A 15,695-nucleotide genomic window follows, 5' to 3' on the forward strand; every position below is an offset into this window, starting at 1 on the left:
ATGGCGATCAGCGAAACAAATCATGGCGTTACGCTCGCTATCGATATACCTCGAGGATACGTTGCGCTGCCTCTCGAAGGCGTCGACGATTCGATCCAGCGAGCAGCCGTATTCTTGGCAGAGGTTGCGAGCGATGACATACAAGAGGCCTCGTCGGATGTGTTGCAGAAAATGGGTTTCCTTTTGACGCAGTTGGCTGCACGCAATGTTGTGTACTGCGGACTGGGCCGGCACTTTTCCGAGGATCGAGAGCCTGTCACATCGGCGCTCGTCATCCATCTGAATACTCTCGGGGATCAGCGAAATCCTCGGTTGGTTTTGGGAGAGGCATTGACAGCGAAGCGCAATGCCGGAGAGGTGTTCAGCAATGTCGAGTTGGTCGATATCGCAGGACGGCCCTCGCTGATACTGGATCGTGTCCGAGTCCTTCCCATACCCGAGATCTCCGGCCGCGAACCAGATACGCCCGAAAGTTCTATATATCAGATCGAGGCGATTGTTTCCGCACCCGACGGATCAGCCATCGCCGCAATAGATTTCTCCACGCCTTTCATCGAGCATGGTGAAGAGTACTTGCCGATGGTTGTCGGTATGATCGGCTCGATCGAATTCGTGAGCGAATTCCGTCCTGAAACATCGTCATTGGATCTGTGAAAGCAGTGCACACTTCTGTGAATCCAGCGACCTATCCCGCATCATCGTGGCCGGGAACCAGAGCAGCCATGCGGAAGGGATCCCGGCTGCGATGGTCTCTGCTGTTGATCGGATTGATATGTCTACCGTTGTGCCTACTTCTGATCGATGCGAGTGGTAGGGCGCAGTTCGAGCGATTTTCGACAATGATATCGCTCGGCATCAATCTGACCACGGTATGTTTCGCTGTAGGATTCATCTTCGGCGGAACTATGTTGTGGATCAACAGGCGAAGCGGGCGAGTGCTCGAGCGGTATCCGTGGGTCTGTTGGCCTATCAACTACATCGCCACCGGCCGTCATGAATGGGTCGAGTTGCTCGATCAGGATCGCCGTCCGGTATCTGCCCTCATACTCAGCACTTGGCCGAAGGGTATCGGAAAGCTCGTCGACCACAACACATCCGAGATCTGGTTCGCAGGTGATCCACTTCGGTACGGGGTGATCTCTAGGCCAGGGGGTGGTGAACTCAGATATTCCTATTTCTCCCGATCACGCCAACCACCCCGGTTCACCTTCAAGGAGAACGACCTGTCCGGTCGAGAGTATTCCGTAAGGCAGGAGGCACGGTCTGCCGACACGCTTCACCTGATTCGGAAAAATGGTCAGGTGCTCATGAAACCGGTGAAGGAATCGACCCGGCATGGCAGTGCCGACGACACCAGATATCCCTCATCGCGCAAGCTTCGGAGATTCTGCGCCTTCGTGGTCGACTGGACCATTCATATATCGTGCGGTATCGGCGCTGCGGTCCTCGTCAGCCCAGCGTTCTCGCTGGATGCCGTGACGCGGCTGGATTGGAAGCATACCGGTGTCAACGTGCTTGCCTTGGCTGGCTTCTGGTCGGTGGCGTCGGTAACCGACCGGGTTGTCGTTCAAGCGATCTTCCACACCACTGTCGGTAAGGCTGTGTTCGGTTTGTGCGTGATAACTCCCGAGGACGGGAGTTTCCCATCATTCGGTCGGTTGCTGAAGGTGTGGTTCGTCGATCTCTATATGGCGATTGCGCTGCCGATCGCCCTCTTGTTCTGTGCCGACGGTCCTGGACCGGACAATATCGATGATTACCTGCTCCCGGCGGTACGGCGTCGCGATGTACGGCGCGGGCCCATCGGGAGGTAGCGCCGTGCCTGCCGGAGTCAGTGCAAGATGCGTCGATCTCTTACTGCACGATCGGATTCCGCTGAAAAAGCAGATGTCTGGGGCCAGGGGCGCCGAATAGCCGAACGCCGGGCCGAATCGCTCTGGGAAAGAGTCGATTCGGCCCGGCGTCAGGTCAGTGGAAACTATGTGGTCGGTTCGAACGCTTCGGCGATGATCTCCGCCTGCTCCACCGCGTGCACCTTGCTCGAACCCGAGGAGGGTGCCGACATGGCGCGCCGGGAGATGCGGCGCAGTTTGCCGAGCCGGGCGGGCAGGGTTTCAGGGAGGTTGAGGCCGAAGAAGGGCCAGGCGCCCTGGTTGGCCGGTTCTTCCTGGACCCAGGCGAGGTCGGTGGCGTTGGGGTAGCCCTCGAGTGCCTCGTTCAGGCGGCGGCTCGGCAGCGGGTAGAGCTGCTCGATCCGCACGATCGCCACGTCTTCGCGTTTCTGCTTGGCCTTCTCCGCGGCCAGTTCGTAGTAGAGCTTGCCGCTGGTCATCAGGACCCGCTTGACCTTGTCACGGTCGCCGATGCCCTGTTCGTAGGCGGGTTCGTCGAACACCGAGCGGAATTTGCTCTCGGTGAAGTCCTTCAGGTCGGAGACCACGGCCTTGTTGCGCAGCATCGACTTCGGGGTGAAGACGATCAGTGGGCGGCGGATGCCGTCCAGGGCGTGGCGGCGCAGCAGGTGGAAGTAGTTCGCCGGGGTGGATGGCACCGCGACGGTCATCGAACCTTCCGCGCACAGTTGCAGGAAGCGTTCGATGCGGCCGGAGGTGTGGTCCGGGCCTTGGCCTTCGTGGCCGTGTGGCAGCAGCAGTACGACATCGGACAGCTGGCCCCATTTGGCTTCACCGGAGGAGATGAATTCGTCGATGATCGACTGCGCGCCGTTGACGAAGTCGCCGAACTGGGCTTCCCACAGCACCAGGGCATCGGGGTTGCCAAGGGAGTAGCCGTATTCGAAACCGACGGCGGCGTATTCGCTCAGTGCCGAGTCGTGCACCGCGAACCAGCCGGGTCGCTCGCTGCCGATGTTGTGCAGTGGGGTGTACTCGGTGGCGGTCTTGCGGTCGATGATCACTGCGTGCCGCTGGGTGAACGTGCCACGGCGGGAGTCCTGACCGGTCAGGCGCACGGCACGGCCCTCGTCGATCAGGGTGCCGAAGGCGAGCAGTTCGGCGAACGCCCAGTCGACCTTGCCCTCGTAGGCCATTTCGCGGCGCTTCTCCAGCACCGGCTTGACCCGCGGGTGCACACTGAAGCCGTCCGGGACGTTGAGGAAGGCGTCGCCGATGCGCTGCAGAACGGCCTTGTCCACGGCGGTGACGACGCTGGCTGGTACCGGCTGGTCGCCTTCGACCGATTCACTCGGCTCCGGCGAGTATTTCTCCAGCTCACGGACTTCGTTGAACACCCGCTCCAGCTGGCCCTGATAGTCGCGCAGCGCGTCTTCGGCCTCTTTGAGCGAGATATCGCCACGGCCGATCAGGCTTTCGGTGTAGGCCTTGCGGACCGAGCGCTTGGTGTCGATCACGTCGTACATGTACGGCTGGGTCATCGACGGGTCATCGCCCTCGTTGTGGCCACGACGGCGGTAGCAGATCATGTCGATGACGACGTCCTTGCGGAACTTCTGTCGGAAGTCGACCGCAAGGCGCGCCACCCAATCGCATGCCTCCGGATCGTCGCCGTTGACGTGGAAGATCGGAGCGCCGATGAATTTCGCGATATCGGTGGAGTATTCGGTGGAGCGGCTGTTCTCCGGAGCGGTGGTGAATCCGATCTGGTTGTTCACCACGATATGGATGGTGCCGCCGACTCGGTAGCCGCGCAGCCCCGACAGGTTCAGCGTCTCCGCGACCACACCCTGGCCCGCGAACGCGGCGTCACCGTGCAGCATCAGCGGTACGACCGAATAGCCCTCCGGTCCGTCGCCCTTGTCCAGCAGGTCTTGTTTGGCGCGGACCAAGCCCTCCAGGACCGGGTCGACCGCTTCCAGGTGCGAGGGGTTGGCGGTCAGCGAGACCTCGATCTCGTTGTCGCCGAACATCTGCAGATAGGTGCCTCTGGCACCGAGGTGGTATTTCACGTCGCCGGAGCCGTGTGTGGCCGCCGGGTTCATATTGCCCTCGAATTCGGTGAAGATCTTCGAGTACGGTTTGCCGACGATATTGGCGAGCACGTTGAGCCTGCCGCGGTGCGGCATACCGATGACGACCTCGTCGAGGCTGTGTTCGGCGCACTGGTCGATCACCGCGTCCATCATCGGGATGACGGTCTCGGCGCCTTCCAGCGAAAAGCGCTTCTGCCCGACGTACTTGGTCTGCAGGAAGGTTTCGAAAGCCTCCGCCGCGTTCAGCCGGTTCAGGATGTACTTCTGTTGCGCGATGGTCGGTTTGACGTGCTTCTGCTCGACCCGGTCCTGGATCCACTGCAGCTGTTCGGTTTCCAGGATGTGGGTGTACTCGATGCCGATATGCCTGGAGTAGGCGTCGCGCAGCAGCGAGAGCACATCACGCAGCTTCATCCGCTCCTGGCCGTGGAAGCCAGCGACACTGAAGGTGCGGTCCAGGTCCCACAGCGTCAGGCTGTGCTGGGTGACATCCAGGTCGGGGTGGCTGCGGAACTTGTCCTTGACCAGCCGCAGCGGGTCGGTGTCGGCCATCAGATGGCCGCGGTTGCGGTAGGCGGCGATCATTTCCATTACGCGCGCGCTCTTGTCGACACCGCGCTCACGGACATCCTTACGCCAGCGGACCGGCTCGTACGGCACGCCGAGGCCGTGGAAGATCTCGTCGAAGAAATCGTCGGAGATCAGCAACTGATGGACGGTGCGTAGGAAGTCACCGGACTCCGCGCCCTGGATGATGCGGTGGTCATAGGTGGAGGTCAGCGTCATCAGTTTGCCGATGCCGAGCTCCGCGATGCGCTCATCGCTCATGCCCTGGAACTCCGCGGGGTATTCCATCGCGCCGGCGCCGATGATCGCGCCCTGGCCGTTCATCAGACGGGGCACCGAGTGCACGGTGCCGATGGTGCCGGGATTGGTCAGGGAGATGGTGACACCGGAGAAGTCCTCGGCGGTGAGCTTGCCGTCGCGAGCACGGCGGACGATGTCTTCGTAGGCAGTGTGGAACTGCCCGAAGGTCATTGTCTCGCAACCCTTGATGGCCGCGACGACCAGCGAGCGGTTGCCGTCCTTACCCGGCAGGTCGATGGCGAGGCCGAGGTTGGTGTGCGCGGGGGTGATCGCGTTCGGCTTCCCGTCGATCTCGGCGTAGTGCCGGTTCATATTCGGGAAAGCCTTGACCGCTTGCACGATGGCATAGCCGAGCAGATGGGTGAAGGAGATCTTGCCGCCACGGGTTCGCGCGAGGTGATTGTTGATGACCTGGCGGTTGTCGATCATCAACTTGGCCGGGACGGCGCGCACGCTGGTCGCGGTGGGGATGCTCAGCGAGGAGGCCATGTTCTTCGCCACAGCGGCGGCAGCGCCACGTAGCACTTTGGCCTCATCGGCAGTGGCGTCGTCCCGCTTCGGACCGGAGGTGGGCGCGGCGTTCGATGTCGGCGCCGGAGTGGTTTGCGGAGTGCGGGAGGTAGCCGGTGCTGGTGCGGCGGCTTTCGGGGTAGCCGGTGCCGATGCAGCGGGTTTCGCGGCGGTGGTGGCGGGTTTCGCGGCAGCAGGCGCGGGAGCCTTCGGCGCTGCGGGTGCGGGGGCGGCAGGTGTGGTGGCGGCAGGCGCGGCAGCAGCTTGCCCTGGCGCGGGGTGACTGTTGCCGGACTCGCCACTCGCGTCGGGTGTGTAGTCGGAGAGGAATTCGTGCCAGCTCTCGTCGACCGAGGATGGATCCTGTTTGAACCTCTGATACATCTCGTCGACTAGCCACTGGTTCTGTCCGAACTGGGAAGTTGAGCTGCTCACAGCAGGTGTTCGCCTCTTTTCGTTCTTCGCGCTGCGACGTTTGTGACGTGCCAGGCACAGGTATCGGCGGATGATTGCCGATACACTCCATCCGAGGATAGGCCCAGGAGGGGGTCAGCCGATTCACCGACCACCCGACACCCCCGACTTCGTAGGTGACGACTCGTCGGTACTCGAGAATATTCCTTCGGTACCACCTGCCGCTGCCCATAGACGGGCATATGGCCCGTCTGCGGCGAGTAGCTCGGCGTGTGGGCCGTATTCCACGATCCGTCCGTGGTCGACCACGGCGATCCGATCGGCCCGTGCGGCCGTGCCGAGCCGGTGCGCGACGAGCACCGTAGTCCGGCCCTGGCTCAGTGATCGGCTCGCTGCCAGCACCGTTGCCTCGGTGTCCGGGTCGAGTGCCGCGGTGGCCTCGTCGAGCAGCAACACATCCGGTGCGACCAGTTCGGCACGGGCGAGTGCGACCAGTTGCCGCTGCCCCGCCGACAGGCCGCGGCCCCGCTCGCCGATCGGCTGGTTCATCCCCATGGGCAGTGCGGCGATCATATCCGCCGCACCCACCGCGGCGGCAGCGGCGGCGATCTCCGCCGCGGTCGCGGATGGTTTCCCGAATGCAATGTTGCTCGCCACATCGCCGGTGAACAGGTGAGCTTCTTGGGGAACGACGCCGAGCCTGCCGCGGTAATCGGCGAGGCGATAGTCGCGGATATCGGTGCCGTCCACGCGGATTGCTTCTCGGGGACGGCCGCGGACGCTCGGTGTCGCCGGATTCCCGGTGGGCTGGTTCGGTGTGGGATGTTCCGGCTCGGCTCTCGGCAGGTCGTACAGCCGTGCCAGCAACTTGACGACCGTCGATTTGCCCGCGCCGGTCGGTCCGACCAGGGCCAGGCTCGAGCCCGCCGGAATGCGCAGACCGACGCCATCCAGCGCGGGAACCCGGCTGCCCGGGTATCGGAATCGGACGTCGTCGAAGGCCACATCGCCGCGCAGTCCGTGCGTGATCGGCACCGGATCGGCCGGATCGGCCGCGATCGAAGAGGGGGTGCGCAGCAATTCCCCGATCCGGCGCAGGCCGACTCTGGCTTGCTGGTAGCCGTCGAATACTTGGGACAGCTGCAGGATCGGGCCGAACAGCAGCTGAAGGTACAGCACGAACGCGACCAGGGTGCCCGCGCTGGTCGCGCCTGCGGCGACTTCACGGGCGCCGAAGAACACCACCGCCGCGAGGGCTATATCGGCCCATCCGACGACGAACGCGAAGTACAGCGCGATCGCGCGCTGTGCGCGTAATCGGCTGTTGCGGTAGCGCTGGGAGTATTCTGCGAAACGCCGGGCCGCGCGTGGCTCGTGCCGATTGGCCTGCACTGCGCGTAAACCGGTCACGTTCTCCTGGAAGTCGGCGTTGACCGCTGATACGTGTTCGCGCGAGACCGTGTACGCGGCGGAGGATACCCGCCGGAACAGGACCGTCGCCAGCACCAGCGCGGGCACGGTCGCCAGCACCACGAGGGCCAGCGAGATATCGATGGCGAACAACGCGACTGTGATCCCGGCCAGGGTGAGCAGACCTATCAGACTGGTGGCGACACCGGTTTGCAGAAATGTCGACAATGCGTCGACATCGGTGGTCATCCGGGTCATGATCCGCCCGGACAGTTCGCGTTCGTAGTAGTCCAACCCGAGCCGTTGCAGATGGGCGAAGCTGCGTACCCGCAAGGCGAACAGCATGCGTTCCCCGGTGCGCGCGGTGAGCACGGTGGTCGCCGCGCCGACCAGCCAGCCGCCCGCGGCGAGTACTGCGCCGAGCAGGGCCGCGCGGACCAGCACCCCGGCGTCGTCACCGAGCACTCCATTGTCGATGGCGTAGCGCACCAGCGGTGGGAACGAGATGCCGAGCAGCGCGTCCGCGGCCAGCAGCGTCATTACAGTCAGAATCAGCCCGCGTACCGGGCGCAGCATCCGGCTCAGCCGGAAGTGTGGATCGGGTTCGCGTAACTGCTGGGTGTCCGAGGCAGGCTGTTCGGTGGCTGGTGGTAGGCGCTCGATGGTGCGGCGCAACTCGGGTGTCTCGCGCACCGTGGCCGCCGCGCCCATCGAGCGGCCACCGGGGGAGCGATCTGTCACCCGGTCCGCCGTGGCGCAGGCTTCGAGGGCGGGAGGCCCGGCAGGCGCAGGCAACCTGATCACTCGATCGGCGTGGGCGAGCGTCGATTCTCGATGCGCCAGGATCAGCGTGGTGCGTCCGCCGCGGTCGGGCAGCGCGTCGAAGATCGCGGCTTCGGTGACCGCGTCCACCGCCGAGGTGGCGTCGTCGAGCACCAGGATGCGTGGACGGGCCAGCAGCACTCTGGCCAGCGCGATCCGCTGCCGCTGTCCACCGGAGAGGGTGAGCCCGCGTTCACCGACCACGGTGTCGTATCCCTCGGGTAATTCGGCGATGAATTCGTCGGCCGCCGCGCGCGTGGCAGCCTGCCTGATCTCCTCGTCAGTCGCTTCCGGGCGCCCGAGCGCGATATTGGCAGCAATGGTGTCGGAGAACAGGAAGGGCTCGTCGAAGACCACGCCGACGGCTGCGCGCAGGTCGGTGGCGCGCGCATCGGTGATATCGACAGGGACGGATTCGGCGGTGAGTGCCGTGCCGTGCCGCGGGCTGATGTGGGTGGGGTCGGTGGGTGGCGGGATGGTATATGCCGTGTTTTCCTCGGCGAACAGCCGGATGCTGCCGGAATCCGGCGCGTAGAACCGGGAGAGCAGCAGGGCGAGTGTGGATTTTCCGGAACCGGCCGGGCCGATGACGGCTACCGTTTCGCCGGGCCGCACTCGCAGATCCAGTTCGCGCAGGATGGGCTGTCCGGGGTCGAAACCGAAGGTGAGCGCGTCGATCTCGATACCGAGGGGCCCGTCCGGCAGATCGACAGGGGCCGCGGGATCGGAACTGACCGGTGCGGTATCGATCACTTGGAATACTCGCTCTGCCGCTGCCCTGGTCAGCTGGGCCATGACGAGCACAGATGAGAGGATGCGCGCGGTAGCGGTCATAACGGCGACGTACGCGGCGAAGGCCACGAAAGTGCCGATCCCGATGCTGCCGTGCAGGGCGAGCGCTCCGCCGATGGCGATGACCGCGACCATACCGAACTGAGGAATCGCCGCGACGGTCGGTGCGAATCGGGCGTCGATCGCCGCGACGCGCATCCGCTCCGCGAACAGGGTGCGGCCGTGCCGCTCCAGCAGATCGACCATTCGCGCTTCCTGGCCGAAGCCCTTGACCACCCGTACTCCGGTAACCGTTTCCTCGACATGTTGTGCGAGGTCGGCGGCGCGCTGCTGCGCGGACCAGGTCGCCGCGTGCAGCCGCGGTCGCATGCGATAGACCACCAAGCCGATCGCGGGCACTACCAGCAGCGCCACGGCGGCCAGAGGTGGGGATAGCCACACCATCACCACGGCCGCGAATACGAACTGCAACAGTGCCATGCCCGATAGCGGCGCCATCGCCAGCAGACCCTGTACCAGCTGCAGATCGGTGATCGACCGCGAGACCACCTGCCCGGTGCGCAGGGCGTCCTGCCCGGTGCCGTCGAGTCGTTGGAGGGCGCCGAGGATATGCACGCGCAGAGTGTGCTGTACGTCGAGGGAGAGTCGTCCGGCCAGTAAGCGTCGCCCGAATCCGGCGGCGGACCGGCCGAAGGCCAACAGCAGGATCAGGCAGGCGACCACACCGATGGCCGCCGTATCACCGCGGCCTGCCGCATCGATCGCCTGTTTGGTCAGCAGCGGCCCGGCGGTCTCGATGACCGCTCCGCCGAGCATTGCTGCCGCGAGGCCGACGCGGACCCCTCGGTGCGGCAGGCATTCGGCCCACAGCCGCCGTATCCACCCCGGTCTCTCGCCTTTGTCCACCTCGCCCGCTCGCCCCTAACCGTGCCGTGTTCCTCAACCAGACGGTACCGACACGCGCCGACAGGTCGTTGTTCCCCATGGGTCGTACGGATCACAGTGGGCTGTGGATCACCGCAGGGTGCGGATCACAGGTCCTTGGTGCGCAGACTCCACCAGCTCGCGACACCGATACCGGTGGTCCACAGCAGCAGGACCACAGCGGCAGCGGGAGCTGGGGCGAGGAAATCGTTGTCAGGAAACGCGCCCGCCGCCACAGTGGCCACTGTGGCGGAAAGCGGAAGCAGGGTCGCTACCCCTGGGATACCGAAGCCGTGCGCGAGCAGCCACAGTAGGGGCTCGACGAGTACGCCCCAGCCGAGCAACAGCGCGAACGCGCCGGTGGACGAGCGCAGCAGGATGCTTGCGCCGACTCCGAGCAGAGACCAGCAGACCACGGTGAGCAGTCCGCCGCCGAGCACCCCGAACAACTCCGCGGTGACGGTGATCTTGTCGCGTTCGACACCGAACAGGGTGCCGGATGTGAGCAGTTCCACCGTCGCCGACCCCGCGAGCGTGATCAGCTCGACCGCCGCTGCCGCCACGAGCGCGCAGCATCCGGTAACCAGGAACTTCGCTGCCGTGAACCGGTCACGGTCGGGGGCGAACAACATGGTCACCGCCATGGTCCGGTACCGGTACTCGGCGCCACCGCTGAGCACACCGAAGCAGGCCGCGGCCAGTACCACTGTCACAAGTCCGGCGTACAGCCCGATCGTCGCCGGAGCGGTGGCGAACCGGGCTGCTGGATCCGGTGGACCCGATGGTGTGGCAATGCGCGTCGCTACGATGCTCGCGATCAGCGCGACCGCACCGATGGTGCTCGCGAGTACCCGGCCGCGCGGCATCGTGACCGCCTTGCGGAATTCGGAGGTCACATTCGGCATCAGGTCCGCGGGCAGGATAGTGATCATCGTTGGATTCCATAAGGCATCGGCGTCGGTTGCCTCGGACCTGCCATGGTGAGGCCGGGATGGTGCGGCATCGGCGCGGCGGCGGGTTCGGTCAGTGCGGCGAGTACCCGGTCGGGCGAGATCGGGTCGGGGACGATGGTGTCTACGCGCACCCGTGCCGCCCCGGCCGCTGCCCGGATCTGTGTCTCGGTCGCTTCGGCGACGGCGAGACGGCCGTCGGCGCGGATCACCGCGTCGGTGAACCCTTGTGCGGCGAGCATGGTCGCCAGTGCGACAGGGCTCGGCGTCGCGACAACCAGCCGGTCCGGATATCCGCGCCGCAGCCGTGCCGGGCTGCCCCGGTACACCACAGCGCCTTCGCTCAGCACGATCAGGTTGTCGGTGGCGGGCAGTACCGCGGTGAGGCTCTGGCCGGACAGCACAGCGCTACCGCCGCGGCGGGTGTGCCGGTGCAGAAAGTCGTTCAGCCAACCCCGTTCCCCGGTATCGAGGCCGTCCATCGGATCGTCGAGCACCAGCAGCAGTGGATCGCTGAGCAGCGCGGTGGCCAGCGCCAGCCTGGTCTGCTGTCCGGTCGTCAAGGTGCCGATCCGCTTCTCGGTATACCCGGTCAGCCCTATGAACTCGAGCACCTCGGTCACTCGCGCGTCCGGGACACCGGCCGCGGCCGCGTAGATCCGGAGGTGATCGCGCGCCGTTCTGGCCGGATGCAGTCCGCGTGGCGTGAGCACGCCACCGAGTACGTGCCCCGGACCAGCGGCGACCCGGCGCAGTGCCCCTGGCCCGCCGATCGTTACGGTGCCGGAGGTGGGCGTGGTCAGGCCGAGCAGGATCCGCAGGATGGTGGTTTTGCCCGAACCCCGCGGTCCGACCAGGGCCGTGGTGGCGCCGCATGGCGCAGTGAATGTGATGTCCGCCACTGCGGTTGTCCGGTCGTATTGTTTGGTCAGCCCGCGGATCGCGAACGCGGCCGGACGTGTCCCGCTCATCGTGATGTGGTCGGGGGTTGTGGCTTCGCCGGGTCGATCGCGGTGCGCGGAGCACCCTCGATGCTCAGCTGATCGGCGGGCCAGGTGGCGGGCGGTGGTCCGAAGGCATTGCGCGCGTTGGTGATCGTGGCTTTGCCGAGGGCGCGGTTGCCCGCGCCGCCGATCGCGGCACCGATCCCGGCGGGCAACACCTTGCCTGCCATCAGCGCGGCGCGCTTGGTGATGAACCGGACGATGAACCGCTTCAACAGCGAATCGTTCATGCTCGACAACCCCGGGATCCGGTTGGCGAACGCCGTACCCCAGTTCTTCGCGGAAGTGCCAACGCTCTTCTGCACGATTTCCATACCACTCTCGCCGAGCACGACAGCAAGGACCAGCGCTCTGCGCTGCTGCTTGTCCGCGGGTGAAATCCCGTGCACCGCGGCCACCGCGAGTGTGAACAGCGCCGAGGCCTCCATGAAGAACGTGGTTTCCGCGCTCACCGCCGCGAGCGCGGCGACGGTGCCGATACCGGGAACCGCGGCGGTCGCACCGACCGCGCCGCCGCTGCCGGTTACCGCGAGCAGGTACTGCTTCTCCAGCCGTTGGATGAGCTGCGCGGGGTTTTCCTCAGGATGCGAACGCCGGATGTGGTCGACGTATCTGGCCACCGCGGGCGCCTGCAGGCGGGACCCGGTATCGAGCAGTTCGACCACCGTCTTCTCGAACGCGCCTTGGAACATCGGCGGCATCCTCCCTTTCCGTTCTGCTGGAGTGAACTGTAAGGCACAGGTCGCCGTCAGCTCGCTATGACAACGAAGCGCCGGGCCGGATCGGTTCCATCTCGAACCTCGGTCGCTCACGCGGTATCGGTGCCTGCACCAGGTGCGCCGGGTAGCGCGCTGACGCTGGAACCGATAACCCGGGCGCACTGCCGGATCGACCTCGTACGCTGACCGGATGAGTGAAACAAAGGCCACCCGTCTGGAACGCGAGATCACCGAAGGCGGTGCGGAGGTAGCGATTCTCACGCTCGCCCATCCGCCGCTCAATCTGTTCGATCAGGTGATGCTGGACGCGTTGATCGCCGATATCGCCGAACTGTCGGCGCGACCACCGCGGGCGGTGCTCCTGCGGGCTGAGGGCAAGGTCGTATCCGGCGGTGTCGACGTGCATCTGTTCGACGGCCTGAGTGTCGAACAGGGGGCTGAGCTGTGGCGCGGGCTGTTCGCACAGATCATTCATCCGTTGGAGGCGCTGCCGTGTCCGGTGGTGTTCGCCGCGCACGGGCTGACCCTGACCGCGGCCTTCGAGATCGCGCTCGCCTGCGATATCGTGCTCGCCGCGCCGCGGGCGAAGTTCGGATTGGTGGAGATCGTCGTGGGGCTGACTCCTTCGATGGGCGGCCCGCAGCGTCTGGCCGAACGTGCCGGATCGGGGCGGGCTCGTGAATTCGTGATGACCGGCGACCGCTACGACGCGGCGACAATGGCCGAGTGGGGGGTGGTGAACGCGGTGCACGAGGACGTGGACACGGCGGCGAAAGAGCTGACCTACCGACTGGCCGACGGTCCGACGAAGGCACATGCGGCGACCAAGAAGATCATCGAGTCATGGCGTTCCGGCGGTGTGGCACATGCGGATTCGGTGACACCGGAGGTGTCCGGCGCGCTGTTCGGCACTGACGACCTGGTCGGCGCGGTCCGCAGCTTCCTCGAGGTGGGACCGGGGAAGGCCGACTACACCGGTAGGTGAAAAAGCGGACACGTTCTCCGCCTACCTCGGCGCAATTGTGATATGAGTCATATAGTCACAGTGCCTGACGGCTCGAGGCACGCGGAGGACGAATGTCGCAGTTGCTCGTCGAATTTCCCCTGACCGGTCCGCTCGTGCGGAACAACCTACTCGCTCGGGGCGCGGATGGGGTGTTGCGCTACGGAAACCTCACGCCCGCGCTGACCGAACTGCTGGATCTGCAGATGCACGCGTTCGCCACCCGTGAGGCGGTCGTCGAGGTCGGTGGTCCGCGGCTGACCTACCGGCAGCTGTGGCACTCCGCTTCCCGGATCGCGGGCGGGCTACAGGAACAGGGCATCGGCTATGGCGACCGGGTCGCCATAGCCATGCCCTCGGGTGTGGCCTGGGTGCAAGCCTTTCTCGGTGCCTTGCTCAGCGGTGCGGTGCCGGTACTGATGTGCCATGGCGAAACCGAACCGGTGGCCGCGCGTGTGCTCGCCGACAGTCGTGCCGATCTCGTGCTCGGCCGCACGGGCGCTGAGGTCGAGTTGCCCGACGGCGCCGCCTATATCGACGATGGAGCGTCCCTGGGGGATCTGGCGCTGTTGTGTTACACGAGCGGCGCCGCCACCCCCAAAGGCGTTGAGCTGACCAACGAGAATCTATTGTCCGCCGTGCGCTCGGTGGTCGCCGCGCTGGATCTGCCGACGGATGGTTTGCGTAATTTGGTGTTGCTGCCGTTGGCGCAGGCAGGTGGATGTGTCGATCAACTGTTGCCGACTTTCGCGGTTGGCGGCACGGTTGTGCTCGCCAGGAAAGTCTGCGATGTGGCCGAAGCCCTTTCGGCCGAGCGGGTCGATATGGTCTCCGCGACACCGCAGATTTTCGCGGGCCTGCTGCCCGCACTTGCCGGATTGCGTGCCGACGGCCTACGCACCGAGGCCGTCGCGCGGATCAGCAAAGCTGTGCATCGTGCCGAATGCGCCGCGGCACCGGCTATCCCGGTCGATCTGACGATCGAACTGCATGGTCTGTTCCCTGCCGCGCGCCAGTGGTCGGTCTGGGGTGCGACCGAGACCAGCGGTATCGGCCTCGCGGTGGACGATGCCGAGCGCGCTGCCGATCGACGGGATTCGGTGCTCGGATTCCCCTTCGGTGGTACGGAATTGGCACTGTGTGGGCCGCATGCGACTGCGGGATCCGGCGAACTGTTGTGCCGTGGGCCGAGTGTCACGCCACGCTATTGGAACGACCCGGCTATGACCGCGGCGCGGTTCACCGGAACATGGTTCCACACCGGGGATCAGGTGACTATCGACGCCGATGGCCTGGTGCGCCGCGAGCGGGTATCCGTGGAGTGATCCTGGTTCATTCCAGTAGTCGCGTACGCAAGCGCGCGCGCAGTTCCGCCGTCAATCCGATAGCTGAAAGGTAGCCGGATAGATCACCGTGCAATTCCCGCATCGAAGCGGTAGCGCTTTCCAGATATTCGGTACGCACCCCGAGTAGATCGGCCGAGGCTTCCGCACCGGAAGGTAGTTTCGTGTCTATCAATACGCGTAATGCGTCGACAGCCACATTGCTGAGCAGATAGTCGGTTCGGACATCGGCCTCGGTGACCCCGACCGCGCGCAATAGCGTCGCGACAGCCCAGCCGGTGCGGTCTTTGCCCGCCGCGCAGTGCACCAGTACCGCGCCCGTGCCGCGTACAATGGATTCGGCGAGGGCCAGGATGGCGGTATGCGCTTCGGGTAATGCCGGGAACATCCGGTATACCTCGAGCATATGGGTGTACGCGGTCAATGTGAGTGTCTCGTGTGGCGGCGCCTCGGCCATTCTGGAATCGAACGGAGTAATGGTCAGCTGGATACCCTCGGGTAGTCGGTCGGCGCCGATATGCTTGATTTCCCGCTGCCCGCGTAGGTCGTGCACATCGCTGACGCCCAGTTCTCGCAGTGTGGCGTGGCCTGCGTCGTCGAGTCCGCTCAGCTGCGCCGAGCGCAGTAGTACACCGGGACGGATCTTCGCGCCGTCTTCGGTGCGCAGCCCGCCGGTATCCCGGAAGTTGAACGTGCCGGAGAGAGAGTAGTGATCGGCGGAGGGCGAGACAGTCACCGATTCAGGCTAGCGGTATCACGGAACGGAAGGTGGCGGATGTAGACGAACTCCCCTTCAGCAGGGTTCAAACCTCATTATATGTGATTTGCATCACATTTTTATACTGTCCGCGCTCGGAAACCCGCCCATTGCCCAGTGGTGCGCAGGATAGCGCCAGCGGTCGAGATCGGCTGTCGCGGCACTAATTCCGAGAGACACAATGCGATTGCGGAGCAATATCTATCGAATAACAAAAAATTCCTTGAGTTT

At 64.9% G+C, this 15,695-nt stretch carries 10 protein-coding genes; 4 read left to right on the forward strand and 6 right to left on the reverse strand.

Annotated elements, in window-relative coordinates; all coding sequences use genetic code 11:
• Both ACL02S_RS08735 and ACL02S_RS08740 read left to right on the forward strand, forming a co-directional pair.
• Window positions 1-654, forward strand: a complete 654-nt coding sequence (locus ACL02S_RS08735; protein WP_412801821.1) for a hypothetical protein — start codon at window positions 1-3, stop codon at window positions 652-654.
• Between the two features lie 653 nt (window positions 655-1,307).
• Window positions 1,308-1,814, forward strand: coding sequence for an RDD family protein (locus ACL02S_RS08740; RefSeq protein WP_412801822.1), 507 nt, complete (start codon window positions 1,308-1,310; stop codon window positions 1,812-1,814).
• 164 nt (window positions 1,815-1,978) lie between these two features.
• On the opposite strand, the gene ACL02S_RS08745 is transcribed toward ACL02S_RS08740, so the two are convergent.
• From ACL02S_RS08745 to ACL02S_RS08765, 5 genes are all read right to left on the reverse strand, one after another.
• A complete protein-coding gene (locus tag ACL02S_RS08745; RefSeq protein ID WP_412802077.1) occupies window positions 1,979-5,710 on the reverse strand; it encodes a multifunctional oxoglutarate decarboxylase/oxoglutarate dehydrogenase thiamine pyrophosphate-binding subunit/dihydrolipoyllysine-residue succinyltransferase subunit in 3,732 nt (1,243 codons plus the stop codon).
• Between the two features lie 174 nt (window positions 5,711-5,884).
• On the reverse strand, window positions 5,885-9,670 hold the full coding sequence (locus ACL02S_RS08750; RefSeq protein ID WP_412801823.1) for an ABC transporter ATP-binding protein: 3,786 nt from the start codon (window positions 9,668-9,670) through the stop codon (window positions 5,885-5,887).
• A gap of 125 nt (window positions 9,671-9,795) precedes the next feature.
• Window positions 9,796-10,620: an ABC transporter permease gene (locus ACL02S_RS08755; RefSeq protein ID WP_412801824.1), complete on the reverse strand. Its 825-nt coding sequence runs from the start codon at window positions 10,618-10,620 to the stop codon at window positions 9,796-9,798.
• Complete coding sequence (locus tag ACL02S_RS08760) at window positions 10,617-11,609, reverse strand: ATP-binding cassette domain-containing protein (RefSeq protein WP_412801825.1); 993 nt, start codon at window positions 11,607-11,609, stop codon at window positions 10,617-10,619. The genes ACL02S_RS08755 and ACL02S_RS08760 overlap by 4 nt, the downstream gene beginning before the upstream one ends.
• A complete protein-coding gene (locus tag ACL02S_RS08765) occupies window positions 11,606-12,334 on the reverse strand; it encodes a hypothetical protein (RefSeq protein ID WP_412801826.1) in 729 nt (242 codons plus the stop codon). The genes ACL02S_RS08760 and ACL02S_RS08765 overlap by 4 nt, the downstream gene beginning before the upstream one ends.
• 217 nt (window positions 12,335-12,551) lie before the next feature.
• On the opposite strand from ACL02S_RS08765, the gene ACL02S_RS08770 reads away from it, so the two are divergent.
• Together ACL02S_RS08770 and ACL02S_RS08775 are read left to right on the forward strand one after the other, a co-directional pair.
• Window positions 12,552-13,346, forward strand: a complete 795-nt coding sequence (locus ACL02S_RS08770; RefSeq protein ID WP_412801827.1) for an enoyl-CoA hydratase/isomerase family protein — start codon at window positions 12,552-12,554, stop codon at window positions 13,344-13,346.
• Between the two features lie 92 nt (window positions 13,347-13,438).
• Window positions 13,439-14,689 (forward strand): class I adenylate-forming enzyme family protein, encoded by a 1,251-nt coding sequence (locus tag ACL02S_RS08775; RefSeq protein WP_412801828.1) that lies wholly within the window; start codon window positions 13,439-13,441, stop codon window positions 14,687-14,689.
• A gap of 7 nt (window positions 14,690-14,696) precedes the next feature.
• Here ACL02S_RS08775 and ACL02S_RS08780 read toward each other — a convergent pair whose 3' ends face one another.
• Window positions 14,697-15,443, reverse strand: coding sequence for a tyrosine-protein phosphatase (locus ACL02S_RS08780; protein ID WP_412801829.1), 747 nt, complete (start codon window positions 15,441-15,443; stop codon window positions 14,697-14,699).
• Window positions 15,444-15,695: the final 252 nt, after the last annotated feature.

The organism is Nocardia spongicola (assembly GCF_047200775.1).
In the GTDB taxonomy this organism is placed as follows: domain Bacteria; phylum Actinomycetota; class Actinomycetes; order Mycobacteriales; family Mycobacteriaceae; genus Nocardia.